Origin of the sequence: Gluconacetobacter dulcium, assembly GCF_014174165.1 — a bacterium.
Taxonomy (GTDB): domain Bacteria; phylum Pseudomonadota; class Alphaproteobacteria; order Acetobacterales; family Acetobacteraceae; genus Gluconacetobacter; species Gluconacetobacter dulcium.
In genome coordinates, this window is record NZ_JABEQN010000003.1 from 114,301 (window position 1) to 139,104 (window position 24,804).

At 51.0% G+C, this 24,804-nt stretch carries 31 protein-coding genes; 28 read left to right on the plus strand and 3 right to left on the minus strand.

The genetic code is table 11. The features are described 5' to 3' along the window. Positions 1-21 precede the first annotated feature (21 nt). From HLH25_RS03480 to HLH25_RS03505, 6 genes are all read left to right on the plus strand, one after another. On the plus strand, positions 22-507 hold the full coding sequence (locus HLH25_RS03480; RefSeq protein ID WP_114727825.1) for a peptidylprolyl isomerase: 486 nt from the start codon (positions 22-24) through the stop codon (positions 505-507). 281 nt (positions 508-788) lie between these two features. Beyond that, complete coding sequence (locus tag HLH25_RS20625; protein ID WP_182972747.1) at positions 789-2,093, plus strand: tyrosine-type recombinase/integrase; 1,305 nt, start codon at positions 789-791, stop codon at positions 2,091-2,093. Positions 2,094-2,457: 364 nt separating this feature from the next. After that, positions 2,458-3,342 (plus strand): hypothetical protein, encoded by an 885-nt coding sequence (locus HLH25_RS03490; protein WP_182972748.1) that lies wholly within the window; start codon positions 2,458-2,460, stop codon positions 3,340-3,342. Beyond that, positions 3,342-4,022: a hypothetical protein gene (locus HLH25_RS03495; protein ID WP_182972749.1), complete on the plus strand. Its 681-nt coding sequence runs from the start codon at positions 3,342-3,344 to the stop codon at positions 4,020-4,022. The genes HLH25_RS03490 and HLH25_RS03495 overlap by 1 nt, the downstream gene beginning before the upstream one ends. 99 nt (positions 4,023-4,121) lie before the next feature. Continuing rightward, the gene (locus tag HLH25_RS03500; protein ID WP_182972750.1) at positions 4,122-4,526 is read left to right on the plus strand and encodes a hypothetical protein; all 405 of its coding nucleotides are present in this window, start codon (positions 4,122-4,124) and stop codon (positions 4,524-4,526) included. Positions 4,527-5,575: 1,049 nt separating this feature from the next. After that, positions 5,576-6,091 (plus strand): hypothetical protein, encoded by a 516-nt coding sequence (locus tag HLH25_RS03505; protein WP_182972751.1) that lies wholly within the window; start codon positions 5,576-5,578, stop codon positions 6,089-6,091. On the opposite strand, the gene HLH25_RS03510 is transcribed toward HLH25_RS03505, so the two are convergent. Then, positions 6,071-6,808 carry a hypothetical protein gene (locus HLH25_RS03510; protein ID WP_182972752.1) on the minus strand — a complete coding sequence of 246 codons (738 nt, stop codon included), beginning with the start codon at positions 6,806-6,808 and terminating at the stop codon, positions 6,071-6,073. The genes HLH25_RS03505 and HLH25_RS03510 overlap by 21 nt on opposite strands. Before the next feature lie 189 nt (positions 6,809-6,997). Between HLH25_RS03510 and HLH25_RS03515 the strand changes: the two genes are divergently transcribed. The 9 genes from HLH25_RS03515 to HLH25_RS03555 all read left to right on the plus strand — a co-directional run bounded on the left by HLH25_RS03515 (position 6,998) and on the right by HLH25_RS03555 (position 15,130). After that, the gene (locus tag HLH25_RS03515; RefSeq protein WP_182972753.1) at positions 6,998-7,633 is read left to right on the plus strand and encodes a hypothetical protein; all 636 of its coding nucleotides are present in this window, start codon (positions 6,998-7,000) and stop codon (positions 7,631-7,633) included. 49 nt (positions 7,634-7,682) lie between these two features. Then, on the plus strand, positions 7,683-8,225 hold the full coding sequence (locus HLH25_RS03520; RefSeq protein ID WP_220791668.1) for an Ntn hydrolase family protein: 543 nt from the start codon (positions 7,683-7,685) through the stop codon (positions 8,223-8,225). Positions 8,226-9,410: 1,185 nt separating this feature from the next. Next, positions 9,411-10,004, plus strand: a complete 594-nt coding sequence (locus HLH25_RS03525; RefSeq protein ID WP_182972755.1) for a phage gp6-like head-tail connector protein — start codon at positions 9,411-9,413, stop codon at positions 10,002-10,004. After that, a complete protein-coding gene (locus HLH25_RS03530; protein WP_182972756.1) occupies positions 10,001-10,375 on the plus strand; it encodes a hypothetical protein in 375 nt (124 codons plus the stop codon). The genes HLH25_RS03525 and HLH25_RS03530 overlap by 4 nt, the downstream gene beginning before the upstream one ends. Next, the gene (locus HLH25_RS03535; RefSeq protein ID WP_182972757.1) at positions 10,375-10,779 is read left to right on the plus strand and encodes a hypothetical protein; all 405 of its coding nucleotides are present in this window, start codon (positions 10,375-10,377) and stop codon (positions 10,777-10,779) included. Before HLH25_RS03530 ends, HLH25_RS03535 begins: the two co-directional genes overlap by 1 nt. After that, positions 10,776-11,342 (plus strand): phage tail terminator protein, encoded by a 567-nt coding sequence (locus tag HLH25_RS03540; RefSeq protein WP_182972758.1) that lies wholly within the window; start codon positions 10,776-10,778, stop codon positions 11,340-11,342. The genes HLH25_RS03535 and HLH25_RS03540 overlap by 4 nt, the downstream gene beginning before the upstream one ends. A gap of 117 nt (positions 11,343-11,459) precedes the next feature. After that, positions 11,460-12,581 carry a hypothetical protein gene (locus tag HLH25_RS03545; protein ID WP_182972759.1) on the plus strand — a complete coding sequence of 374 codons (1,122 nt, stop codon included), beginning with the start codon at positions 11,460-11,462 and terminating at the stop codon, positions 12,579-12,581. 15 nt (positions 12,582-12,596) lie between these two features. Further along, positions 12,597-12,965 carry a phage tail tube protein gene (locus tag HLH25_RS03550; protein WP_182972760.1) on the plus strand — a complete coding sequence of 123 codons (369 nt, stop codon included), beginning with the start codon at positions 12,597-12,599 and terminating at the stop codon, positions 12,963-12,965. Positions 12,966-13,078: 113 nt separating this feature from the next. Further along, a complete protein-coding gene (locus HLH25_RS03555) occupies positions 13,079-15,130 on the plus strand; it encodes a hypothetical protein (RefSeq protein WP_182972761.1) in 2,052 nt (683 codons plus the stop codon). 165 nt (positions 15,131-15,295) lie between these two features. Here the strand turns inward: HLH25_RS03555 and HLH25_RS03560 are convergent, their stop codons facing one another. Beyond that, positions 15,296-15,772 carry a lysozyme gene (locus HLH25_RS03560; RefSeq protein ID WP_182972762.1) on the minus strand — a complete coding sequence of 159 codons (477 nt, stop codon included), beginning with the start codon at positions 15,770-15,772 and terminating at the stop codon, positions 15,296-15,298. A 170-nt stretch (positions 15,773-15,942) separates the two neighbouring features. Between HLH25_RS03560 and HLH25_RS03565 the strand changes: the two genes are divergently transcribed. Further along, a complete protein-coding gene (locus HLH25_RS03565) occupies positions 15,943-16,110 on the plus strand; it encodes a hypothetical protein (protein WP_182972763.1) in 168 nt (55 codons plus the stop codon). Positions 16,111-16,295: 185 nt separating this feature from the next. After that, positions 16,296-16,556, plus strand: a complete 261-nt coding sequence (locus tag HLH25_RS03570) for a hypothetical protein (protein ID WP_182972764.1) — start codon at positions 16,296-16,298, stop codon at positions 16,554-16,556. A 219-nt stretch (positions 16,557-16,775) separates the two neighbouring features. Here HLH25_RS03570 and HLH25_RS03575 read toward each other — a convergent pair whose 3' ends face one another. After that, complete coding sequence (locus HLH25_RS03575; protein WP_182972765.1) at positions 16,776-17,102, minus strand: HNH endonuclease; 327 nt, start codon at positions 17,100-17,102, stop codon at positions 16,776-16,778. A 125-nt stretch (positions 17,103-17,227) separates the two neighbouring features. Here HLH25_RS03575 and HLH25_RS03580 point away from each other — a divergent pair, with 125 nt between their 5' ends. From HLH25_RS03580 to HLH25_RS03630, 11 genes are all read left to right on the plus strand, one after another. Next, complete coding sequence (locus tag HLH25_RS03580; RefSeq protein ID WP_182972766.1) at positions 17,228-17,755, plus strand: hypothetical protein; 528 nt, start codon at positions 17,228-17,230, stop codon at positions 17,753-17,755. Positions 17,756-17,804: 49 nt separating this feature from the next. Next, positions 17,805-18,179, plus strand: a complete 375-nt coding sequence (locus HLH25_RS03585) for a GIY-YIG nuclease family protein (RefSeq protein WP_220791669.1) — start codon at positions 17,805-17,807, stop codon at positions 18,177-18,179. Further along, positions 18,176-18,724, plus strand: a complete 549-nt coding sequence (locus tag HLH25_RS03590) for a hypothetical protein (protein ID WP_182972768.1) — start codon at positions 18,176-18,178, stop codon at positions 18,722-18,724. The genes HLH25_RS03585 and HLH25_RS03590 overlap by 4 nt, the downstream gene beginning before the upstream one ends. Beyond that, the gene (locus HLH25_RS03595) at positions 18,721-19,869 is read left to right on the plus strand and encodes a phage baseplate assembly protein (protein WP_182972769.1); all 1,149 of its coding nucleotides are present in this window, start codon (positions 18,721-18,723) and stop codon (positions 19,867-19,869) included. Before HLH25_RS03590 ends, HLH25_RS03595 begins: the two co-directional genes overlap by 4 nt. A 10-nt stretch (positions 19,870-19,879) precedes the next feature. Then, positions 19,880-20,458, plus strand: a complete 579-nt coding sequence (locus HLH25_RS03600) for a phage baseplate assembly protein V (protein WP_182972770.1) — start codon at positions 19,880-19,882, stop codon at positions 20,456-20,458. 106 nt (positions 20,459-20,564) lie between these two features. Continuing rightward, on the plus strand, positions 20,565-20,942 hold the full coding sequence (locus HLH25_RS03605) for a hypothetical protein (RefSeq protein WP_182972771.1): 378 nt from the start codon (positions 20,565-20,567) through the stop codon (positions 20,940-20,942). Next, positions 20,939-21,154, plus strand: a complete 216-nt coding sequence (locus HLH25_RS03610; protein WP_182972772.1) for a hypothetical protein — start codon at positions 20,939-20,941, stop codon at positions 21,152-21,154. The genes HLH25_RS03605 and HLH25_RS03610 overlap by 4 nt, the downstream gene beginning before the upstream one ends. Positions 21,155-21,169: 15 nt before the next feature. Further along, a complete protein-coding gene (locus HLH25_RS03615) occupies positions 21,170-21,634 on the plus strand; it encodes a phage GP46 family protein (RefSeq protein WP_182972773.1) in 465 nt (154 codons plus the stop codon). Positions 21,635-21,643: 9 nt separating this feature from the next. Further along, entirely contained in the window at positions 21,644-22,459 is an 816-nt protein-coding gene (locus HLH25_RS03620) for a DNA circularization N-terminal domain-containing protein (protein WP_182972774.1), read from the plus strand. A 194-nt stretch (positions 22,460-22,653) separates the two neighbouring features. Beyond that, positions 22,654-23,001, plus strand: coding sequence for a P27 family phage terminase small subunit (locus HLH25_RS03625; RefSeq protein ID WP_182972775.1), 348 nt, complete (start codon positions 22,654-22,656; stop codon positions 22,999-23,001). Continuing rightward, a complete protein-coding gene (locus tag HLH25_RS03630) occupies positions 23,001-24,716 on the plus strand; it encodes a terminase large subunit (RefSeq protein WP_182972776.1) in 1,716 nt (571 codons plus the stop codon). Before HLH25_RS03625 ends, HLH25_RS03630 begins: the two co-directional genes overlap by 1 nt. Positions 24,717-24,804 lie beyond the last annotated feature (88 nt).

The window sequence follows — 24,804 nt, forward strand, 5'->3', positions numbered from 1 at the left end:
AAGCAAACTGGAATACGAACGATGTCTGACACCGCACCGAAGGCCGACCTGATCGACGTGGAGCTGAAGACCGGCCATGTGATCATCCAGCTCCGCCCCGACCTGGCGCCGCTGGCTGCCGAGCGGATTCGCACGCTGGCCGCCGAGGGGTTCTACGACAACACGCCCTTCCACCGCGTCATCCATGGCTTCATGGCGCAGGGCGGCGACCCGACCGGCACCGGCACCAGCGGCAGCCACCTGCCCGACCTGAAGGCCGAATTCACCCGTGCGGCGAAGTTCGAGCGCGGCACGGTCGGCATGGCCCGCACCATGAACCCCGACAGCGCGAACAGCCAGTTCTTCATCATGTTCGAGCCCTCGCCCCATCTGGACGGTCAGTACACCATCGTCGGCCAGGTGGTCGAAGGCATGGAGCATATCGACCAGGTCAAGCGCGGCGCGGGCCAGAGCGGCGTGGTGCAGGACCCCGATCGCATCATTTCCATGCGTCCGGTCGCGGCCTGAGCGACAAAGCGCATCGCGTCAGCCGCTTTGATGGTTGACTTGACCGCCTGAAGCCGGTACCCGGGGCCGCACCGCCAAGCGGTCCCGGTGAGCCGGTAGCTCAGTCGGTAGAGCATTCGACTTTTAATAGCTCACAAACCCCCTCCCCCAGATGCAAAACGTAGCTAACCAGTTGATATAGCTGGCGGTTGTCCTTTTTCTGGACTGGCAGCACGTTTAACAAAGCCCTAGCAAAGCAGTTTTTAGTGCGCTTCGGGCTCAGTTAGATCAAGGGGTTAAGCGTGGCGAAGCAAAGTAGCAGCAAAGACGGGCGACCGTTAACAGGGCAACCTAAACAGCCCTTCACACTTTATCAGCAATCGAACACGAAAAACTGGCTCGTCCGGTTCTCCATCAAAGGCCAAGGCCAGCAACGCAAAAGCCTGGGCACAGACGACTACCATCAAGCCTATGCGCTTGCCTCTCGGTACTATCACGAGTGTCTGATACGCGCCGAGCAGGGTCTGGCAGTTAAGACCAAAATCGTCAGCGGAATCGCAGACGATTGGATAGCGGTCGGCAAGCTCACAAATCCAGAGAAGACGGCTCTGACCCGATATATCGTTGGCTTCTGGGGTGAGGATAAACCCGAGTCGATCACGAGTCGGACAATCCCAAAGTTCCAGAGATGGCGTGAGACCTACTGGATTGACGGTCCGGGTCGCGACATCAAATACGTGGAGTATGAGCGAGACGGCAAACTGATCCGCCGCCCCCCTACCCGCAAAATCCCATCAGAATCCACCCGACATTCAGAAGAGGTCGTTCTTCGAAAGTTTCTCAAGTTCTGCCTCAACGAAGGATACATCAATCGCATACCAGACTTCGAAAAAACGAAGGTCTCGATCAACGCCCGTCCGAGTTTCACAGAAGACGAGATGACGACCCTGATTAATCATTTAATCAGCAACGTCACGAGATCAAACGGCGACCAAAAGAGACACTACGACGCTCATATGCTCTTCACCTATGTGGAGACAATGCGTGGCTCAGGTATGCGACCTACCGAATGCCAGCGACTGCGCTGGGGGGATTTCAAAGGGATTAACTTCCTTGACCCTGGAGAGCGGTCTCCCGATGAGTTTGGCATACAGGTTTACGGTAAAGGAAAAGAAGGTCGAACGCTGGTGCCGTGGCATAACGTCGCGTTCTTTCTCAATACGCTCTACCTCTTACAGGTAGCTCGCGGCCTTCCCATGGAAAAGACATCGTTGGTGTGGCGGCAGGCCGACGGCGATCATGTGAAGACGTTCAATGAGCAGCTTGTCGAGGCCCTTACAGAATGCGGTCTGCGGACCGATTATAGAGGACATCGACGCACCTCATACTCGTTCCGTCATTACTACATCACCCGTATGCTAAATGAGGGAGCGGATATTCATCTCATCGCGCGCAACGCAGGCACCAGCGTGAAGATGATCGAAGAATGGTACGCACATCGAGCCGTTGAACAGCACGCAGATAAACTCCGTCCGGCTTCGACGGCCATAGACTTTTCCAAGGGTTCGAACCGCGACCCCCAGATAGAGTTTACGATTAAAGAATAATCCCCAGACCCAAACCGCCTGCACCCCAAGCCCAGCGAGCTTCACTCGCTGGGCTTTTTTGTTTCCAGCATCCCAGCTTGCCGAGTGTGCCGACCTCCAGCGAGCGACGCTCTCAGGGCGTTACAGCGCCATATCGACCCTTTTGCTTTGTTAAACCACCTAGCAAAGCAAAAAACTTTCAGCCGGTTTTTTGGTAGAAAACCGCCATTTTCTCTCCAATGAGCATTTCTTTAAACCAGTGGAATGCAAGTAAAAAACTCTTTTTAATGACCGGATACTATGTCATCTACAATCTCATCAGGACGAAACAACGTCTGATCTTGGTAGAAGCCAAGTATTTCTACATATAAGCAAGGAGGCCGTAATGGCTAAAGTAACCCCGCACGCGGATACCATTGTTGTGTCCAAGGAAAACGTCACGACTGAGGCGGATAGGGCACTCGGTAGCCTCAATGCCATCCTGACACTGTCAAATCTCACGCTCGATGAAGAGACCAAAACTCTTTACCTCAAAGGCAAAGAGTTTGCGGCTCTCTGCTACGCAGAAGAAGAACGAGCACGTGATCGGTTGATTAACCAGATTGCGAATGCTTATGCGCTTGGACGCAAGCTGTTCGAGATGTCGAGCGGAGATCGTAACATGCTTTACGCTACTCATGGGCTTGCCGCGCCGACCGAAGGTCAAAACAAATGGCTTCCCGTGATCCGAATGTATTTCGGTCGTTTCGATGGCGACAAAACGATCAACCTTCCGGTGATTGGGAAATATCCCAAGTTCATTCGGAATCCGAGCCAGGACAAGAATGCGGCGGTACTTGCATACCTCGACCGAAATAACGTCGAGGTCAAAAAGGCGGCTGGCTTCATCCGTGATTTCAAGGAGACCGATAGCAACGACAAGGCTTATCCGAAAGGTCTTGTAGGGATCAGAAAGGCCGAGAGGGATATCAATAATCCTTCTCTCACAGATCGTAAGATCAAACGTGCAGATGCCCTACAAAGTAAGGCCAAAACCTTGCCTGCGAAGCCGATTGGGTCTCTGACATCAGACACGCTCGTAGTGGTTTACGGCATGAAGGTCGAGGGAGAGTTTCGCATCCTCGGGGAGTTGTCTCAGGCGATGTCTATGGCTCTCAAAGCTGTCGAGGCCACAAATGCTCGTCTCCCAGAGGAGAAAAAGCAGCCTCCACTAACGGTACTAGAGGGAGGTCCCGAGGCAGCGGAGGCGACTCCGGAGGAAGCTGTCTAATGGGCAATCCGTATGCCACGGAGGACGAGGGCAGCGTTGCTGCCCTCGCTCCTGTCCATAACTGCCTGCATGCGCTCCGTTCTATCGAGAAGCATACAGTGACGTGGGATGCGCTCGTTAACCTCGGCGTCCTCACCGCGAAGCAGATGACTGTCGAGAAAGACACGTACGAGCAGAGCAAACGAGATCGGTATCAGGACCAAAGGTCATACCCCGATCTTTCCGGCGAAGCGGAGGCGTACTTTAAGAAGACGTCAGAAGCAGTGGCGTTTTTCGCTAACAAGAAACGCGCGGAAGGCCGTCGCAAACGAAGTACAGCGGCCAAGACCTCTGCTGGTCATGCAAAGCGAGTGAGAGACGAAAAGGCTCTTGTTCGCAAGCACGAAACGGCTCTCGAAGATGCCCAAGGCATCTGGGATGAAATGACTCCAGATGAGCGTTCATTCTTCCGGGAGCCGCGAGAAGGCGAGATAGAGGCAACTCTTCATATGCCGGTGATGGTCAGAAGAAGCGAATATGAGCTTACTGGCTCGGGAGAAAGTGAAAAAGAGATCCTGAATAGGACTATGATCAGTATCGTTGAGGACTACCTTAGAAGGTATGAAAAGCCCTTGATAGAGGAACGTGGCCGACTTCTCGACGCCAAAGAGAGGTTTTCCAAACTGAGACGTGACGACTGAACAAAGGCCCGTGACAACTTGTCACGGGCTTTCATCGTTCTAGAAACCTGTTAATGATGAAAAGGGACGACAACTTGTCATCGAGCAAAGGTAGATGTCATGGGAAGAGCACCAACTAAGTTTTCGTTCCTCAAAGACGTGGAGATCGTCGCAAAGAAGACGGGCGTTCAGAAGAGCCCGCGTGACGCTTTCATCGCAGCCATCGATAAGCAAATCGATGCCGCTGAAACTCTCCGTGACGGCAAAGACCTACAGACGGGCAAGAAGGCTTCACGCCTTTGGTTCAAGACGGACTTTGCGGGAAACATCACGACCGATATCCGCTATGGCGCTAGGACCATTGATCTGCCGGGCATGACCAAGGGCAAGACGTTCAAGGTTGGTCAGGGCTACGACACTCTGATCGGCTTCTACGAGAAAGTCCGGGAGAGCGCGGAAGCTGGCGAGTTCGATGATATCCTGATCAAGATGTCCTCGGAGATCGCTAGCCGTCTCGGTCGGTAAGCTGTGACCTGACGCAACGACGCCCACAGAACCCCTGAGAGCCCCGTGTGCTGGATTAGTGCTCGGGGCAGCACACACGCTGCCGGATACAGCTTGACCGTCTCAGCGGGCTTCTGAGGGCGTTGCAGAGGGCGCCCGGCCTCCCTACGCGCCTGCGGCCAAGAGGTATGCGGCTGCGCCGCAAGCGTACTGGATGCCTGCGGCAGACAGGACGCGCTAGCGTCGTGCGAAGCACCCGGTGGTTATGAGCGATAGCTCAAGCACTCGGATGGAGCCACGAGCATGAGCGATAGCGAATGCGAAGTGGCACCAAGCCGTTTGCGATTTGTGAGTTTTGTTTTGATGGGGTGGTATACTATATACTATAGTATATATGATGCTACTCTATTAAAATAAAGCTCACGCTTCCTTAAAGTATATTGTTCTACTCTATTAAAATCTGAAAATGATCCGGTACGGATTTCCATATTCCAGTGATATATCCAGAATGAATGAAGATGTCTTTTTGTGTTACTCTATTAAAATAATGACGCGAAGACGCCTCAGATTATAAATAGAAATACAAGAAGAAGCAGACCCCACCAAGATATGCTTCCCAATAAATAAACATATGAAAAGCCGATTGATTAGCTGGTCCTGTGGTGGGGTCTTCCAGCTAGTTGGTCGGCTTTTCCTATTTTGAAAGACTCCACCATGTCTAATGTCATAGAATTTTATAACAAGCGGGATGAAGCCCGCAAAGCATTACAGGACTTCGCACTCAAGCATCACGACGAATGCGGCACTTCGACCATATATGACGATTTCATAACATTCGACGAGATATGGACCGGTGGCCCTCACGAAGCAAATATGCGCCGTGCGGTCGATTGCGAGGAATACTACACTGTCAAATTTTCAACATTAGATGAATCCAGAAAACATCACTACGATATAGACGCTCTCATACAGAGATATTGTCGTTTGCGAGACACAGTAGAGGCTCATGAGAATGGTGACGATTCTTTGATGTTCTTTCTGTCATGGACTCCGAACAAAGGAGACGCATCATGAACGAAGACATCAAGGCATATTTGATAGGACGTTACACAAAGTCCAGAGAACGCCAACTCGCAAAAGGCATAGACTTCCAGATCACAGAAGAACAATACCTCGAAATGTTTGCACGCAAGAAGTCAGCACTGACCAGACTCACCAGACAACATGACGCTTACCTGCTCGGTAAGACAGACCGGCCAATGTTTAAGGTCGATATCTGTTTGACATGGAAACCCGGCTTTGCACGAACAGGCGCAGCAATGACCATCGAAACAGCCGGCCTCTACACAAGCCAGAACAGCAAAGTGAACAACAGACTTCGCGCCGGTGAGAAGAAGACCGACGAGGCAAAGGCAAAACTCAAAAAGCCGAAGAGCAACGAACACAAGAAATCCATTGGCGAAAGTTGCAAAGGAAAGCCGAAGGCAACATGGAGCCCGGAACGCAAAGCAGCGAGAGCGGCAAAGATGAAGGGGCGGAAGAGAGGCCCATACAACAAGACGACATCAGGAGACATCCGAATATGAAATATGAAGAAACGGCATCATCTCACTCGTTATTTCTCCTTTTAGCCTTTTTGATAACTCGCTTTTCTTCTTTTCAAGTTCCAATGTACTCGCCGCCACATAATCGTCACCAAATACATAGCAGGCGCGCCAATTTAGGATTTCCTGTCCCATATAGTTGTGAATGTCATATCCCAGGTCATAGACGTCCCTAGCGAATTCACCCATCTTATGGCTAATAGATTCGTCATACAAAAAAATCATTTTATTCAGAGCAATCTCACATTTGTTTTTTGAACCATCCAGGCAATCCCTTACAAGTCCTATATTATTAGCGCCACGGTCCGTTATTTCATCGATAACTTCAGACCCAGGATAATTATATAAAATATCAAACTCTTCATCAGTAGTAATTTTTGTATAATCGTCGACTTTCAGACTGAGGTCATGGCAGTAAGCAAAAAAATCTACGAAAACATTATATACATCGTGCCTTTTTTCAAAAAGATCGAGTCTAAACTTTCCCCTAGCGATCTCCTTTTGCTCCCGTGCTATTTCCTTCTGTTCCCTTGCTATAAAGAACTGCTGACGCGCAACAAGGAATAACATGATCCCTGGGATCATGGATGTGAATATAGTCGTAAACTTAGCAACCTTGTCGATGCCGAATGTATCGACGAAAGTCGCGAAAATCATGACGAATATCAAAAACGTACCGACAAAAATCGGATATTTCATAAACGACGCTATGCGACTGAACCATGTCCTAATACGTGACCTTGACACTTTCATGCTCTCCGCACTTCATCTTATTGACTTAGCCTAGAGAGCATAAAGCGTCTAGGTTGCTTGCGTTATGGTTAGATATATACGATCATTAATCCGCATTCGAGAAGGTTGTCATTAGATTAGGAATACATATACATCATGACGCAGCCGAAGTTAGAGCGATACGTTCAGAATATTAGCCTCGTCACGCTGGTTGTAATCGAAGGTCTACGTCTACGAAACTATATGCTGACACAAAACGCCGAAGTGAACGGAACAATCGCCGATTGGGCGTCAGCTTCGGCCTCATTCTTAGCAGTAATAGTCGCTTGTATCGCAGCGATGTGGGCCAAACGAGCCTCCGATAGAACTGAAGAGATATCCAAGAGAAGTCTTGATGTTGATGAGTTTGCTTCTGTCAATGAAATATTGAGAAGATTGAGCGACGACGCCATTGCTTGTTATGAAAAAACTCAGGAACACCAAGTAGGATACGAGTACAGAGAAAAAGCCCTGATTGATTTTATCGGTTCTGTTGGAAATATATATATCGCTTTAGAAAAACTCAACGTGAGTCGGAATAATACGATAAAGTGCAGACATGCCATAAAATCTTATCTTGGCGAAAACATAAACTCTCTGATAGAAAAAGTAGGATATAAAGACCTTTTAACAAACAATATGAGAAGTATTTATTCATACATGATCCATCATTCCATGGAACGAATAATGGCGAAACATAACTCTATAGCGCCAACCCTAGAAAGGAATGGCTGGGAGATCACAAAACAATAACTTGATTATGAACTAAATACCTCAAGAAACCCGAATAAGAAAGGACATTATGACGTGCATTGTAGGATACATGGAAAATGACAAGGTTATCATTGGAGCCGATTCACTAGGCTCCAATGGACATTCGAAGACTATATACGTGGAATCAAAAGCCTTCATCAATGGTCCAATGATTATCGGATATACGACCTCATTTCGAATGGGCCAGATACTCGAATACCATTTAGTAATCCCGGAACAACTCTCAAGTCAGACAGACATGGCCTTTATGGTTATGAGTTTTGTGCCAGCAGTGAGACACACTTTATCAACACATGGTTTTACACCCGCAAGTGAAAAAGACGCAGATGCAGGCGTTCAGTTCTTAGTCGGCTATAAGGGTCAACTCTACGAAATATCGAGCGATTTTCAAGTATCGAAGACTGTGGACCCATTCGCATCCGTGGGATCGGGATATCAGTTTGCACTTGGATCACTGGCATCGACTCAAGAGTTGGACATACCTGTTTCCGATAAGGTCAGGATCGCACTAGAGGTAGCAGAACGATATACCACGACAGTCTCTGGACCATTTAACTACCGAACTAAATAAAATAAGTTAAACCAAAGGAGATTAATATGAAAATAGAATCAAAAGAAACAATCACACTAACCATTGATGATCCTGATCTTATCAAAAAAATGAAAGAACAGAACTTGGTAAGTCCGTATGACACTGACAACTTGTTCGTAAACTATCTATTGGAAATCAGAGATGATGCCGAAAGATCCGGACTAATCGAGAACAAGTTTGCTCATGTGTTGAATAAATAAATATATTCAGACAGTCATGGCTATGCCGTGGTGTCTCTCGAGAGCAAATGATTGTCGCCGGGAAGCTGGATCATTTGCGGACAAATTTGTTAAAGGGATGTGACTGGTAATCACATCCCTTTAACCATGATGCTACGATTATAACAGAGAAGCACACGCAGCGCCGAGGCTACGCCAAACAGCTATTGGAAGCTGAGGGCTAATCGCAGCAAGCTGATCTGCTTGTGTATCATAAGCACCCGGCCTATGAGGTCCATCGGTATTTCGCCATTGAGACCAAGCGTCCTGAACCGACGTCAGCGACCACAATCCGGGCGGCCCCTGTGTTGTAGCGACAGTTGGTCCACCAGGACCATCCACAGGAACGATTTTCGTCATCCCACTATATTGGCCAGAGATAAAAGACGCTGCGACCATATAAAAAATAGCGTCACCTGCCAATATACCCTCGTTCCGAAGGTCAGCTCTCGGTATAGACCTAACTAACCCTTTGATATTATGATCAAGGTCAGCCAAAAGATCAGTCATTACTGTAGGTAACAAGATACAAACTCCTCAAATGAGCAAGTATTCGCGTTCGCAGCCCAATGTGGCACTGCGGATGCCTGCCTCCTCACGTGAATCTCGGCAGGCGCTTTCATGCTTATCAAGCGCCGGCAGCGGTGACAATGGAAATCGGAACCAGGGGACAACTCCAGATTCCGAAATAAATATATTGGTAAACCGCATTCAAGAGGCCATTATATGAAAATAAAAATGATTAAACCTTACGGTAAAAAATACGAAGAGGGTCGAATATACCTCGTTCGATCTCAAGTTGGTACCAAACTCGTTGAAAATAACTATGCCGTCGTCTTGGATGCCTACGAATCCATCCCCGACAAGATAACCAAATAAGGGGAATGCGATGATATCCAACCTAAAAGGAACCAAGCCTCCCCTAGTCATAGATGTTGATGACTTGATGGACTATTGCGCGGTCCTCGACCCCTCGCAAGCGACCTTGATCCAAGCCCTGGCACAGACGGCTCAGGATTACGTACAGGACCGCATAGGTGACTTTCTCGTCTATACGCCCATCACATGGGTCATCGCCAAAGGCGAGATGGCCCAAGACGACTACTTCTTCCGTTCGTTCCTCAGCAGCGGCACAGGGGTCTTCGGCTTCGGCACGAACCAGGGCCAGTGGATCAACCTACCAACCGGCGCACAGAGCATCACAGGCGTTACGGCAGCCATGTGGGGCGGCACTGACCTCCCACTGACCGAGGGCGTCGATTTCTTCGCTGATATCACGACCGACCCTGCCCGTATCCAAATGTCGTTCAACTACAACCTGAACGACCTGTACCGCACCCATAGCCACATGGTCATCAGCTATATCGGCGGGATCGCACCAGACGCATCCAGCATCCCCGCCAACCTGACGCTCGCGATACGGGAAATGACGAAACGTTTTTATAAGAACCGTGGCGCTGACGAGATCGGCCTCACGAACAGCTTCATCGACTCCCTGTTGGATCTTCATCAACGCTTCTCGTTCGGGGTGCGCGTATGACAAGCAGCATCATTGATGAGGGTAAGTTCCTACAAAAGCTCACATTTTGGGATTGGGAACAGGCCGAGACAGAAGATGGCCGTGGCAACACCAAGCAGTTGACCAACCCCAGATACGAGTATGGCGAACTCTTCGACGTAAACCCCTTCCCTGTCGTCAATGGCGTCCAAGAGAACATGAGGGATTTCACGTCGATCCTCAGAACCCGCTACCGCTCCGACCTCAACGCCTTCACCTACGTCTCCCAGCAGGTCCGCCAGCCCGATAGGTCGGTCATCACGGTCTATTATCAGGTGGTCAGGCAAATGGCCGTCGAACAGGAAAACAGATACCTGACGTGCCACCTGTCGAAGCAGACGGGCGCTCCCTGATGCCGACGATCAGATTCCAACTCAGTGATCCCGGCCAGCTTATCCTGAACAAGGACGCTCTGAAGAAAGAGCTTCGCCTGATCGGTAACGAGGTCAAGAAGAAGACGCAGGCCCTCATCCGAGCCCAGGCGAGCAAGAGCCCTCATAAAGCGAGCCAGCCAGGCCAAGCGCCAGCAAGCTGGACCGGGAACCTCGCCAAGCTCATCCGGGTCCAGGTCAAAAACAACAAGGTGACGATCATCGACACCGCGAGATACGCGACCGCCCTGGAAGCAGGAGCAACTCTGAACAATGGATCAGTCGTTGCTCCCCGTCCCTATCTCTCGACCGTCCTCGATCAAATGCGCCCCGAAATCGAAAAACGACTTGAAGCCATCCTACAACTCAAAATGGAGAAGCCATGACAGCACCAATACCCAGAACAGTCGATGTGATTAAGAGAATACGAGACAAGACAAAATACTTCAAAAAGGTCTCTGGTATCGCGGATATCAACCGTATGATGAACCAGCAGACCATCAATCAGACTGATATGCCATTCGCAGGTGTATGGGTTCCAATGACTACGGCATCTGAAAACGAGAATATGCCGGGTTATATGGCCTACGAGACAACAACCTATCAGGTGGTCGTTGTTCTCGACATGACAACCGATGACACCGGATACCAAGCAGCCAGCGATGCCTTCGATCTCGCAAGAGCAGATTTGAAGGGATGCTTGATGGGCTGGGACATCTGCCCTGAACGATCAAACGGCTATCCGATGTCCTATAGCGGCGGATCAATGGTATCGAGCCTTGATAGTTCGAACAGCCGCGCGGTCTATCACTTCGACTTCGATATCACATTCGTCATCAGCGACGACGATATCTATCAAGATGATGACCTACCAGACCTCACATCAATCAACACGACAATGACGATAAGCGGGAACCCCGGACCATTCCCCAGCATCCAGATCAAATGAAGATACGAAACAGGTAACGGCAAGCCAATAATAGCCGTTACTTTATCCATCTCCGCTAAATACCAAACAAAGTTTAGCTAACTCTCTTTGTTTGTATTTTTTAGGAGATATATCTTCATGTCCATTTCAACCAATATACCACTTAGTTTTCCAATACCGGGAACATGGATTACCGTTTCTAGCGCAGGATCATCGACCAGCACGCAGACCTACACGGTTGTTATCATCGCAACCGCGTCACAAGGGACAACCAATACACCTGTCCTGGCGAGTACGACATCAGGTGTTCAAAGCGTATATGGCGCGACCTCTGACCTCGCAAAAGCCTATACGAGATATCGTGCTGTTGATCCCATCACGACCGTCTATCTCGTAAATGCCGCATCCAGTGAAGCCACGGACATCACCGCTGCTCTAACGAGTCTTGGTGACATTCCAGCGAACCTCATCATCTCGCCATTCAACACAGCCGCAGCAATCAGTGCCTTCGATACCTTCTTCCAGTCGCGTTGGTCATACAATAGCGGTCTTGATGGCATCCACGTTACAGCGGCCTCGGATACTGTTGCGAACCTCGTAACCCTCGGCGGCACGGTGAACTCGGCCTATTCGAGCATCACAGCCTTCGCTCCTGGCTCAACGGACACCATAGCGGAACAGGCAGCAGCCGTTGGTGCGGTGGTAGCTCAGAAGGCCAGTGCCGATCCTGCTCTACCGATCCAGGGCATCACCCTTAACGCCGCCTTGGCTCCACAGACCAGCACATTCGCGATCGCAGACAGAACAGCGATCTTCAACGCAGGCATAGGCATCACCAAGCAAGACACCTACGGGAACGTCTATCTTGAGCGTCCTCGTATGACCTATCAGAAGAACGCAGAAGGCACAGCAGACGATTCCTATCAGGATATCGAAGTTCTCAATATCCTCTCTTATATCCGTATCGATCTACAGGCGAGACTTAACAGCAAGTTCTTTGGAGCAAACTCGAAGAAGCTCGTTTCGAACACCACGCAGATTGTTCCTGGCTCGAATGCCGTTAATCCGAACACCATCAAGGCAGAACTCATTGCATCGTATTCCGATTATGTGACGGCCCTATATTGTCAGGATCAAGACACATTTAACGCGAACGTCAGTGTTGAAATCCAGAGCCCAGGCATCATCGCAGCCTATTACCCAGCAACGGTAGCTGGCGTTCTCCGTCAGATCAATATTTCACTCGTTTTCAGCAGATAATATAAGGAGACATTTATGTCAAAAGCAGTTGGTATTTCATCATTCGCGATTAATGGTATCGCATTAAGTATCCCAGAAGATGCGGAACTCACCTATTCCATTCCCATCAACAAAAAAGAGTATTTGCGTGCTCTACAAGGTGTCGAGAACGTCACATCGTTTGAGCCAACCCCAGGCACGATTAGTACTTCCATTCGATACACAGGATTAGGGATCAACCCCAGTTTCTTCGCAGGTTTTACTGACGCGGTTGTCACCTTTACCACACGAGACGGTATTCTCGTTACAGCAAGCGGATGCTTGTTCGGAGATGCTATTCGTATCAATCCGAAGGATGGAACCGCAGACCTAGAAATCTCATGCCTCAGCATCATCGAGGTATAAATAACACTGAGTAATTTTTACTCAAAACTCCTTTATTAACTACGCCCCAGCCGAAAGGCTGGGGCTCTTTGTTTTGTAAATACCATTAACGAATCACATTCAGAGGCTTATTAATGGCAACAACTGGCTCATACCGATTATCGGTCGGTCTCGATCTCAAAGGCGCGACCCAATCCCTCAAGGGCTTCAACACACAGTTGAAGGCCGCTCAAGCACCTATGCGTGGCCTTCAGAACCAGTTGAAGCAGCTTGGCAAGAACACCGGTATCACCGCGATGGGCAAAGGCGTTGCCAACCTCGCGGGTAAGCTGGAGACCGCCGGCAAGCACATGGCTGGACTGGTCGGCTTGAGTTCCGTCGCGGGCGTGGCCGACATGATTAAGGGCTTCGCTGACATGAGCCAGCAGGTCGAGAACCTATCGGGCAAACTCGGTATCGCGGGAAATCGGATCAGAACCCTTTCCGGCATGGGTCGCCTCACTGGCCTGGGCGATGCCTTCGGCAGCACGACAGAGGCAGTTCAGAACGTCCAACGATCCTACCGCATTGGAACAGCATCGGGGAACCAACAGGCCGCAATAACCGCCATGGGCCTCAACGTAGGCATGTCAACGGACCAGTGGATCAAGACAGCCCTACAACGCACTCAGACGGATATGGCGCAGCGCGGTATGTCGGCAGCGACAGCGAGAGCCCGCCTTGGTGATGCGGGCGTTGATCCCGCGATGATGGGTATGATCGCGCAGGCACAGGCCCAGGGCAAACAGGTCAGTCAGGTCTATGACGACCTACAGAAGCGATCCGCTCTTCTTCTCCGCACCAACGAAATCAACACCCAGGCAGGCGCACAACTGGCACAATCCTTTCAAGGCGTTGGCCTGGCTGTCCGTGGCTTCGGTGATGCCATCGCATCACGCCTGGCTCCTGTTCTGGCTCCGATGGTCGATAAGTTCGCAACATGGATCGCGACTTCACCCCAAGCCAATCAGATGATTACCGACATTAGCAACGGCATAGCGAACTTCGCACGTTGGATTGCGAGCATCGACTGGCCCGGCGTTGTTCATGGCGCAACGAGTGTCATCAATGCCCTCGGAGGCGTCAAAGGCATCATCATCGGGATCATGGGTCTCAAGATCGCAGGCTTCTTCATCGGTGCCATAGGCCCTGCCCTACAGTTCGCATCAGCCCTGAAGACACTTGCGGGAGCCGGAACACTGGTTGAGGTGTTCGGTGCTATCGGAACGAGTATTGCGGCCATCGCCTCACCTATCGGCATTGCCATCGCGGCAGTCGGTGCCCTTGGGGTCGCGGCATATGAACTCTACCAGCATTGGGACAAGGTGAAGGGCGCAATCACCTCGATCAGGAATACCCGCGTGGGTCGCGCTCTTGGTCTGGCCACCACCTCAGCCGCCAGTTCGCCGGTCAACAATGGCAGCGCGTATTCGATAGCGGCATCAGGCGGCTACAGCAGGCAGCAATGGGATGCCATGTCAGCGGGTGTCGCTGGGATCGAGACAGGCCGCCGACGCAATGCCTACGGGACAGTCGGCGGCTTCAACAACGCCTATAACGGCAAATACCAGATGTCGATGACCGCCATAGCGCAGGCCGCGAAAGACCTGGGAGAAGCCACACCGACCCGTGACGCCTTCCTGGCAAACCCAGCCATGCAGGAGCGATATTTCGCCCGCTACACGATGGACAACCAGAAATACCTCATGGGTCATTCATCGACCTTCGCGGGAATGTCCGCTGAACAGCGCCTTGGCATCTTGGGTCTTGCCCATAACTCAGGTGCTGGCGGAGCAAGCAAATACCTCAGCACAGGTGTTTCCAGTCGTGATGGCTTCGGAACCGATCCAACGAAATATATCACGGCAATCAATGACCAGTTGGCAGCAACCAAGCAGAACACACAGATTCTTGCTCAGGCAACCAACTCGAACAGCAGATTAGCAGACGCCAATAACAATCAGGCACAGACACAAGCCCGCGTAGCAGGCACGCAGATAGCGGGCGCGACACAAGCACAGGATTTCAACCATACATTAAACGTCAACGTCAGTGACGACCGAGTTAAGGCACGAGCAAAGAGCGGAGGCGGCATGAACATTCCTCCGCCCCGTGTTCATCAGGCTCTTCCATCTACCGTCGTTTAAGGAGCCATCATGACCACGGATACAAACTTCATCATCAGCTTATGGATATGGATCAAGGGACACTTCTGGCCCATACTTCGTGTCATCTATATCTCGATCCTTCTAGCATTCTCGATACGACACCTATTCCTGATCGGACTTTTATCGCTTCTTCTCTATACGGGATTAAAATACTAACCGGTTGGTCGAGAAGAGCATTGCCTCACTATGACGACGCAGAGACAGTCCGTGAACGATCACGCCGCCGACCCTATTCCAAAGTTGGAACTGAGATGCGGCAAGCGTCATCTGACCTCCAACGACATATGACCAGAGTGATGATGGCCGACCCGATTTCAACTCGAATAGGCCGTCTTTCGATCTACCACCTGGACCCACGTTATAGAGAAAGCTCATAAGAGCATCGAACTCATTTTGCTTTATGGGATTGGCAAGACGCTTGTTCAACATATTCTCGAATGCCTTGAGATCATTGGAAAGCAATGACAGAGCGTCGTTCTGCGTGATCGTCATTCCTTCTTTGATGTCCGGTCCTGTCGTCCCATAGCCAATCGTCCAAATGCCACCAACATCAGGATAGGAAGAAAGAGAACACCCTTCATAATGGGTGATAAGCTGAATGCCCGTTTTGCTTGTTTCCACTTCGTGCCTCGATAAGCACGACTGATGGATTGAGCCCAATGCTCTGAGCAGCCCTCATGTTATGTTTGCCATCAGCCGTGCTATATATTTATGAAGCACGACCAAAATACTTCTTGCTCAGGCACAAGTGCAGACAATAACAAGAGGAAACACAAGCACAAGGAGCTTACATGATTACCCTTATTGTATTATTGCTTATCGGATTCTTTATCCTCTGGCCGATCGTCACAGCATTGCTCTCGCTGCTCGGTTGGCTCGTGATTATTCTCTTCACGCCGTTCCTCTGGTTCGGATTGTGGGTATGCGAGAAGCTGGGCCTGCCCCATAGAGAGCCGTAGAAGCCCGTACAGCGCGGTTACGCGCGGGCAGCGTGCTGCTTACGCAAGCGGCCTGAGAAGCTGCTAGCGACGCTCTCAGGGGCTCGCGCAGCGCCCCTCCCCTGAGCCATCAATCTCCTGATCCTCATAAATATGACGATGGACAAATCCATCGAACGAATAACGAAGACATTCAGGAGAACGATATGGCAAAAATGACCATTAAGACCGACGAAACATTAGAGATTGATCTTTCACCAGCCATCTCTGGACACAAGAAGATCACCGTTCGCAAGCCCAACTATTCAGAGATCAAAGTCGCACTTGGCAAGAATGACGGCACTCCGACGGGCACAGCAGAGGCCAACGATTTCCTATACCAAACGGTAACGGGCCTTTCCCCTCTTGATCTAGCGATCATGCCAGGAGCAGTGATAAAGGCCATCGACGATTTTTTGGCAACCTGAATGCTCATACGATAACGAGCGACTATCTCGATCAACTCCGATACAACATCAGAGAACTGATCCTATTTTTTGAATGGCCGCACGTAAACGAGAATGATCCCTGTTCAGCTTACCATATGAATCTCGGTGAGCTTGAATGGTGGACCAAGAGAGCAAATCAGATTGCCGAAATCCGAGAAAAGGAAATCGGAAAAGGAAGGAAATGAGAAAGCCCCGGCCTTAAACCGGGGCTTCTTGCTCTTCATCGCTATCCCATTCATCACTCATCCACCATTGCTTTGGCTTCCTGAGATTGGAATCCAGGCAGTGGGAGTTCTCACGGACAGTTTTGATTGAGTGATGACGGATACAGCGAACACGCAGGTTCGACGTATCATATTTCAACGATGGATCGACTTCGATGGGAATGATGTGATCGACATCAAGCCTCATATCCTCGGCTGTCGTGATAACGCCTTCGTCACGGCAGTCTTCACAGTAAGGCGTCATATGTCGGATCGTCTCAGACAGCTTTCTCCATTTATGGTCATAAACTTGTTTTGCCATTCTTTCTCCTAATCAAATGCTCAAATGGTTATCGTAAATCGACTTATTTTCTCTCTTATTAATAAATAGAAATGCGGAAACATTACCGCGAATCAAAAAGTCATTTAAGAGCGAGAGAGAGTACAATGACAAACCTAAATCCAAACCTAGATGAATACCTTGATCTGATGATAGCAACCGCTACAGGCGGATATGAGAAGCGTTGGATGGACCTAAAAAGGAACATCAATAGCAGAATCAAAAGAGGTTCGTTCTATATCACTCCATCGGAAGCAGAAGGCATCCGATATAACAGCAAGAAAAATAAAGCACTTCGCGCATACACGATGCCCGTTGAACTCAAGGTGGTAGTCAGTGATGCCCTTGACGATAAACCCAAAACAGTATCGACCCCTGATCCAGAACCCCTACAGCCCAGCGAGATTGAGGCAATAGCCGTTGGCCTGGAAAGCGGCAGGATCTCCGTTGATGAAGTCCGTCAAGCTATGGGCATGGCTCCCCTCGATGAAGACGATATCAAGAAGCCCACGTCACTCGATCATAGCCTTTGGGATATGAAAGTGAAGAAATCGACTGTCGCGCTTAATGACGCGGCTACCGACCTCATAGTGTTCTGCCGTCAGTGGGCACAAGAACTTCGAGACAAGAAATAACGGATTGCCCGGCCAATGAGCCGGGTTTTCCATATCCAGTAAATACGGAATGAACTGGATATATGACAATAAGCCATTTGAGCCTACAGAAGCCATACGGGGAATCGTTTACCGAATGTCCCTCGATGGCTTCTGGTATATTGGCAAGAAGACCATCAAGAGCCCAAAAGGCAAGCCGACGAAATATCAGGACTATTTCGGTTCAGGCAAGCGATGGCTCCAACACATTGGCGGCCGAGAGCAAGAGGTAGAACGACAAGTCGTCTATCTATGCGCGAATCTAACTGAAATGGATTATTGGGAATCTTATCTCCTCTATTCGACTCACGCGATCTTCCGCGAAGATTCCATGAACGACAACGTGTCGATGATTACCAACAGAAGGACATCGAAGAACTTTATCAACAAGCCGGAGACCATATGAGCATAAGCAACGCACCACAGGCATTTCAGGAGGTTATATCCAATCTAGCCGCGATATACACCGATCCCGCGACTTACGTTTCCATACTCGCGCAGTTGATCGGCCAGTATGGTTATGAGGCCAACACACAGTCGATCACCACGACGACCGACGATGCGACCTTCGCGATGGCACGACGCATCTGCCTCGACGCCATCTATCAGACGGAACCGAATGTCGAATGGCAGTCCAGTACTGATGCCCTGGCCTTTCGAGATTCCATTCTTCCCCTCTTCCTCGCTGAGATCACCTATGCGGGCGATCACGACGAGGTGGACGTCTTTGAGTATTTCAACGGTGCGGTCTCCGATATCTCGAAAGACGTTCAGACACGAGGCTATGGCCTGCCTGACCTGACGACCTACACGAGCAGCACATCATTGCCGCCCTGCGTAATAGCCGAAATCCTCTACGGAGATGGCACGCGAGAAGACGAGATCATCATCAGAAATAACCCCATCAGGCCGCTCTTCATGCCTCTGATCGTGGAGGTATTGAGTAAATGACTTCCACTGATATCACCGTAACGGGAAAGGCATTTAGGCCAAGCGACGATGCGTTCCACATCTACGTCAACGGAAAAGAACTCCATAACTACACGAGCTTCGCGTTCAATCGCTCCCTTGAGCAGCTACCCGGCAACTTCACGATCACCATGGCACTCGCGGGAACCAATGTGCCGGAACTCCTTGAAGCCTGCCATGCGAACTACAAGGCGACCTTCTATGTCGCGAAAAAACTGATGTTCACCGGGATCATCGAGCATGTAGCGGTCAACGCCGATCCCTCTCAGCATGGCATCGTCATCCAAGGCCGATCCGCTCTCCGCGACCTCTTCGACTGTTCGAGCGGCATTACCGGCTACGTGGTTCAGTACGGCGATATCTTGGACCTCGCGAACAAGGTCTGCGGCCCCTTCAACGTCAAGACCTACATGAAGAGCGGAACCAGTGCCGCGACCTCGTATCAGACCACCCAGCTACAGACCATGAACCTCAACGCTGGTGAAACGCCATACGCGATCCTACAGCGCGCGGCCCGTGTCTATGGCAAAATCCTCTATGACAGCGTGGCGGGTGCCCTGGTCATTGCCGACGTAGCCAGCGGATCATCCGTGACCACGATCGACACGTCAATCAATCAGGTCGAAGGCACCTCGTTCTCCCTCGATATCAGCCAGCGCATGGCGACCTACGAAGTCATAGCGATGCCTAACTACCAATATGGTTCATCGGCTCAGATCCCCGCCCCACGCGGCGTAGGCACCGATCCCCAGCCCGATCTCGTCGGCAGCGAACGCAAGCTCCTCATCATCAACAGCCTGGACTCACCAGACCACCAGTTCGCGCAGAACATCGCGCAGTGGCAGGCGAACCGAAACTATGGGCGCTCCATGGTCATGACACTGGTGATGACGGGATTCCTCACCGACGACTTCAACCAGAACCTATGGGACGTGAATACCCTGGTCACGGTCACAGACCGACTTACCGGGATCGACGGCATGACAATGATAGTGGCGGGCTACACGATGGCCCAGACCGAACACCAGGGCTCAACGACCACGCTGACCTTGATGCCCCGAGAAGCATTCTCGGTCGAACCCAATGTCATCAACCCCAACGCCGATTATTATTCCACACGCCAATAAGGGAGACGCCATGGACCTATATAGCCTGATCTCAAACCTACAAGAACGCATTGCGACATTGGAATCCCGTGTTCTTCATGTCACCAAACCATCGCAGTTCACGACAGATGCCAACACCAAGGGCGCGGTTCATACCATCCAGGCACAGACCTACGGCAATACCGGCGAGCTTCATGAGGTGAATGTCATAGGCCAATATGGCTTCGCATCAGCCCCGCTATCAGGTGCCCTTGGCCATACGCTTTCCAGCACAGGCCGCAATGACAACAAGATCGTCATCGCCACCCATGACCCGAGATATCATCCATCGGGCATGAAAGCTGGCGAGACGCAAATCTACGATAATCAGGGCCAAAGCATTTACCTGAGCCAAGACGCAATCCAGATAACTGGAAAACAGAAGGTCACGATCACCATAGGCTCCGATCTTGTCTTCGAAGTCGATGATAAGACGATCAAGATTACCGGTGACGTTCAGGTCAGCGGCACCCTGACGGCTCAAACGGATGTCGTGGCCGCCGGCACGTCGCTCAGGGGTCATACACACACGAGCGCGGCACAAGGTTCACCAACCAGCCCACCGAACTAAATATGAATGGCCCTATGGCCGTTTTCCTATTCGTTGTTCGACCCCCGATACCAAAAGTGTCGGGGGTTTTCTTGTAAATACACGACAACAACAAGAAAGGAGAATCATGTCTCTCAGAAAAGCAACAATCATAGGCGTAACGAGTATTGGGATATTCTTCGGCGGACTTTTGGGTCTCTCGGCTTGCTCAACAACCCAGCAGAGCCAGTCAGCCTACGCCATCAGTGCTGCCTACACGACAGCCCACGGCCTGGTTGTCCAGTACACGAAAGGCACGTTCGGAACCCCGGATACCAGGGTCGAGAATGACCTTCTGACCCTGGACAAGAACGCATCCGACGCACTCGTGACAGTCGATACGGCAGAACGTGACGGAACCGGTCTCGGCTCAACAGCCGTGGCATTGGCAACCCAGGCAGTCACCGCATTAGCGGACTACCTAGCCACCCACAACATTGGAAAAACAACAGGAGAAAACAAATGAGTCCAGCACTCTTAGGGGAACTCGCAAGCCTCGCGGGATTGGTCGTTCAGGAAGCACCGGTCTTCTGGCAACTCGTTGAGAAGATCATCGCGATCTTTTCGGAAAACAGAGCACCAACAACCGATGAATGGAATGCGATCATCGACACGGTAAAAGCCGCAGGCGTCGAGGATACGCAGATCAAGTCAACGATCCCAACGGCATCGGAATAACCCAGGGGATCAGATATGGCAGACATTGGATTATATTGGGATGATACGAATCAATGTGTGGACTGGAAATGGACCACCAAGATCATCAATGGCGTCGAAGTCACGGACATAGACACGGATAATGACCTTGAATCATATCTGATCCTCCGACTTTTCACCAACAGAAGAGCGCAAAGCTCATGGACCACGACAGCCAACAAGGAAGGCTGGTGGTACGACGCACTCGATGAGCAGGGCCAGACGGGATCAAGACTCTGGCAGCTTTGGTATCTCCCCGTCACGGATAAGGCTGCCTATGAGGCAAGAGCCAATGACTTCGTGAGAGAAGCCCTACAGGTGATGATCGAAGATAAGATCGCGGACACCATCGACATATCCTGTACCCTACAGGGAACGAAACAACTCCATATATCCATCACGGTGACGAAGGCCAGAGATAGCCAGTCGTTCTCCTACATATGGTCAACAACAAAGCAATAAGGAGAACCTATGGCCAAGCAAGAATGTACGATAGCAGGAACGACCATCTACGCCGCTCACGTCACGACAGCCAGCTACGGCGTGAACCGCATTCTCCATACCTATCCCGGCGGCCTACAGCCAATGGTCGAGACACTTGGTCAGAAGCCAACCATATTCGAGATCGAGGGATACCTGAACGTCAATGATGGTGGATTACTGGGCAGGGCATTCAGCGCCATCACGGGAAGCGATGCTTATCAGGACTTAACGGACCTCATGAGCCTGATGAACGACAACTCCGGGGATTTCGTTGAACTCGTCCACCCAACAATGGGAAGCTGGTTCGGCACAATCCTTGAATGTCCCTTTAGCGAAGACGCGAGACGACAAGGAGTCGTTGAAATCCGAATGACTTTCTATGCTCAGGGAAAGATGGCCTCACCCCGCCAGAGCATATTCAGTCAGATCACCAACGTGGTCACGGGCAATCAGGGAACGGGCCTGGGTGCCATCGGAGCGGCATTCAATACAGCCATGCAGGCCAAGAGCCTACTGAGCAATCCCACGGCAGCACTGACGACGATCGGCACATCAGTGACCGGACTGCTCTCGACATCAACGGGTCTATTGGGATCGGTCAGTGGCATTGATAGCCTGTTCGGTGGAGCAGCGACACTCGGCCGATATGCTCAGACGGCCACGGTCAGCGCGGAAGTCCTCTCAGGCATCGACACGGCTCAGACACCCAAAGAGATCACCAGTGACGTGACGAGCGCCGTGATCCAGAAGACCACGGACGCCCGACGCATCGTAGCCAGCAGCGTGACGGTCCTTACCTCCTAAGAGCCAAACCTTCCAACGTTGGAAGATTCATCCTTGGAATCCAATGTCAGCACGACGCAGGGGTATGCGTTGTCAAATGTTGAGCAGGCCCAGGAACGAGCGCACGGGGAACTGGCTTCATCACAGAGCAGTTTTCAAAAAGATAAAAACTCCAAAACATAAATATCTTCGACACAACGAAGTCGGAGAACCATATGAAAAAACAATATCCTCTAGGTATTAAATCGAACAAGAGGCGCGAACAGCTTTTTAATCATTATACCAGCCAAGCCCATTACATAGCGGATCATGAACCCGCTCTGGTTCAACTCGTCACGCTGATTACAGACGCGGAAGACCTCAGAGCCCTCATAGATGCTGAGGGGATCATCTACAGCGCAGGGCTCATGAAGCGCCCCCACCCAGCCGTCGCGATGCTGAGAACCGTCCAGAGCGGGATCATCTCCTACGCGGGCAAGTTTGGTCTGACTCCCAGCGACGCGAAGGCACTGAGCAAGGGCGTCGAGAAGGACGAGGATTTCTCGGCTTTCGATGACCTTTAATGTCTCGCTTCAAGGCCATTGATGCTGGAGACCTAACCCAGCAGGCCCAATACCAATACGTCAAAGACGTTCTCGATGAACGGGTTATCACCTGCGAACTGACCAAGCTCGCGTGTGAGCGCAGCCTTCATGATCTGGAACGCGCCGGTACTCCCGGGTTCGGCTTCCACTACGACCCGGAGCCCGGTGACAAATACCGAAAGCTCATGGCCCACCTCACCCACCTTGAGGGGCCAAAGGGCGGAACACCCATCATCCTCGATCCCTATCAGGTCTGGTCGATGTCCCAAATCTTGGGATGGAAGCGCGACAACACGGACCTTCGCAGGTTCCTGACCGCCTACATCACCAAGGCACGCGGCAACGGCAAGACCACCGAAGTCTCCGGGATGCCGCTCTACTTCATGAGCCGAGACAACGAGTTCGGCCCAGAAATCTATGCCTGCGCGACCTCACAGCAGCAGGCCACCATTCTCTTCAACAAGTCCCTCCAGCACGCTCAGAACCACGAGAAGCTGATGAGGTTCCTCGGCATCAGGCCGATGGCGTTCAGGCTGTTGGTCGAGCAACCCATGGTGGTCAATGGCAGCAAGCAGATCAGCCGAGGCTCCTTCCGTGCCGTATCCAGTGACGCGAAGCGCCTCGATGGTCTGAACGTCCATGTCGCGATCTTCGATGAGCTTCATGCGCAACCCAACCGCAAGCTCTGGGATGTCATGACAACGGGTATGGGCAAGCGATCCCAACCGCTGACCATGATTATCTCAACCGCCGGCGACAGCATGACCAACATCGGCTTCGAGACGGATCGCCGATGCGAGGACATTCTCAGGGGCAAGATCAAGGACGACACGTTCTTCGGCTGTATCTGGCGCATGGATGAGGGCGACAATCCCTTCGATGAGGCGACATGGCGAAAGGCCAACCCCTCATGGGACAGCGCAATCGACCATAACTTCTTCCGGTCCAAGGCCAAGGAAGCCAAGCAGGTTCCCGGCTTCCGATCTGCCTTCTTCACCCGCCACCTCAATACCTGGCTGTCCAGTTCGAGCCAGTGGCTCAACCCCCAGGACGTAAGAGCCGCCTATGAGCCCTCCCTCAACATCGAGGATTTCAAGGGCCAACCCTGCTGGATCGGTATCGACCTCTCGAAGGTCAACGATATGTCGGCCGTGTCGGTCGTATTCGAACGCGATGATGAACTGGTTGTTTTCACTCGCTATTGGCTTCCACGGCCAACCGTCGAGGAATCCGGCAACGCCCTATATCCCGAATGGGTTCGTGATGGTCATCTGATTGCCCAAGATTCAAAGTCAGTCGATTACGGAGAGATAAGCCAGTTCATCATTGATCTTGATAAAGACTATGATGTTCAGGTCGTCGGATATGACAAATGGAAAGCCGATGAGATCGTCAAAGCACTCGAAGAAGAGATGATACCAACGGACCCTGTGAACCAAGGTAGGAATCTCAGCAACGCCAACAACGCATTTCAGAAGAGGATATTGGATGGAACGATCAAGTTCAACAATCCCATATTCCAATGGAACTGCCTGAATGCTTTCGCCTCATATGACCATCTGGATAACCTGATGATAAGCAAGGAGAACGACGAATCAGGGAACAAGATAGACGGACTAGCAGCAGCCATTAACGCCATACACGAGATGATCATCAACGACACGGGACCAGTATCAACCGAAGTTGTATGGTAAACCAATAAATACCTCAAAGATATTTCAGTGAGGTATTCATGTGTCAATATTTTCAAGACTAAAGGGAAACGGTTCTTCCCCACCTTCT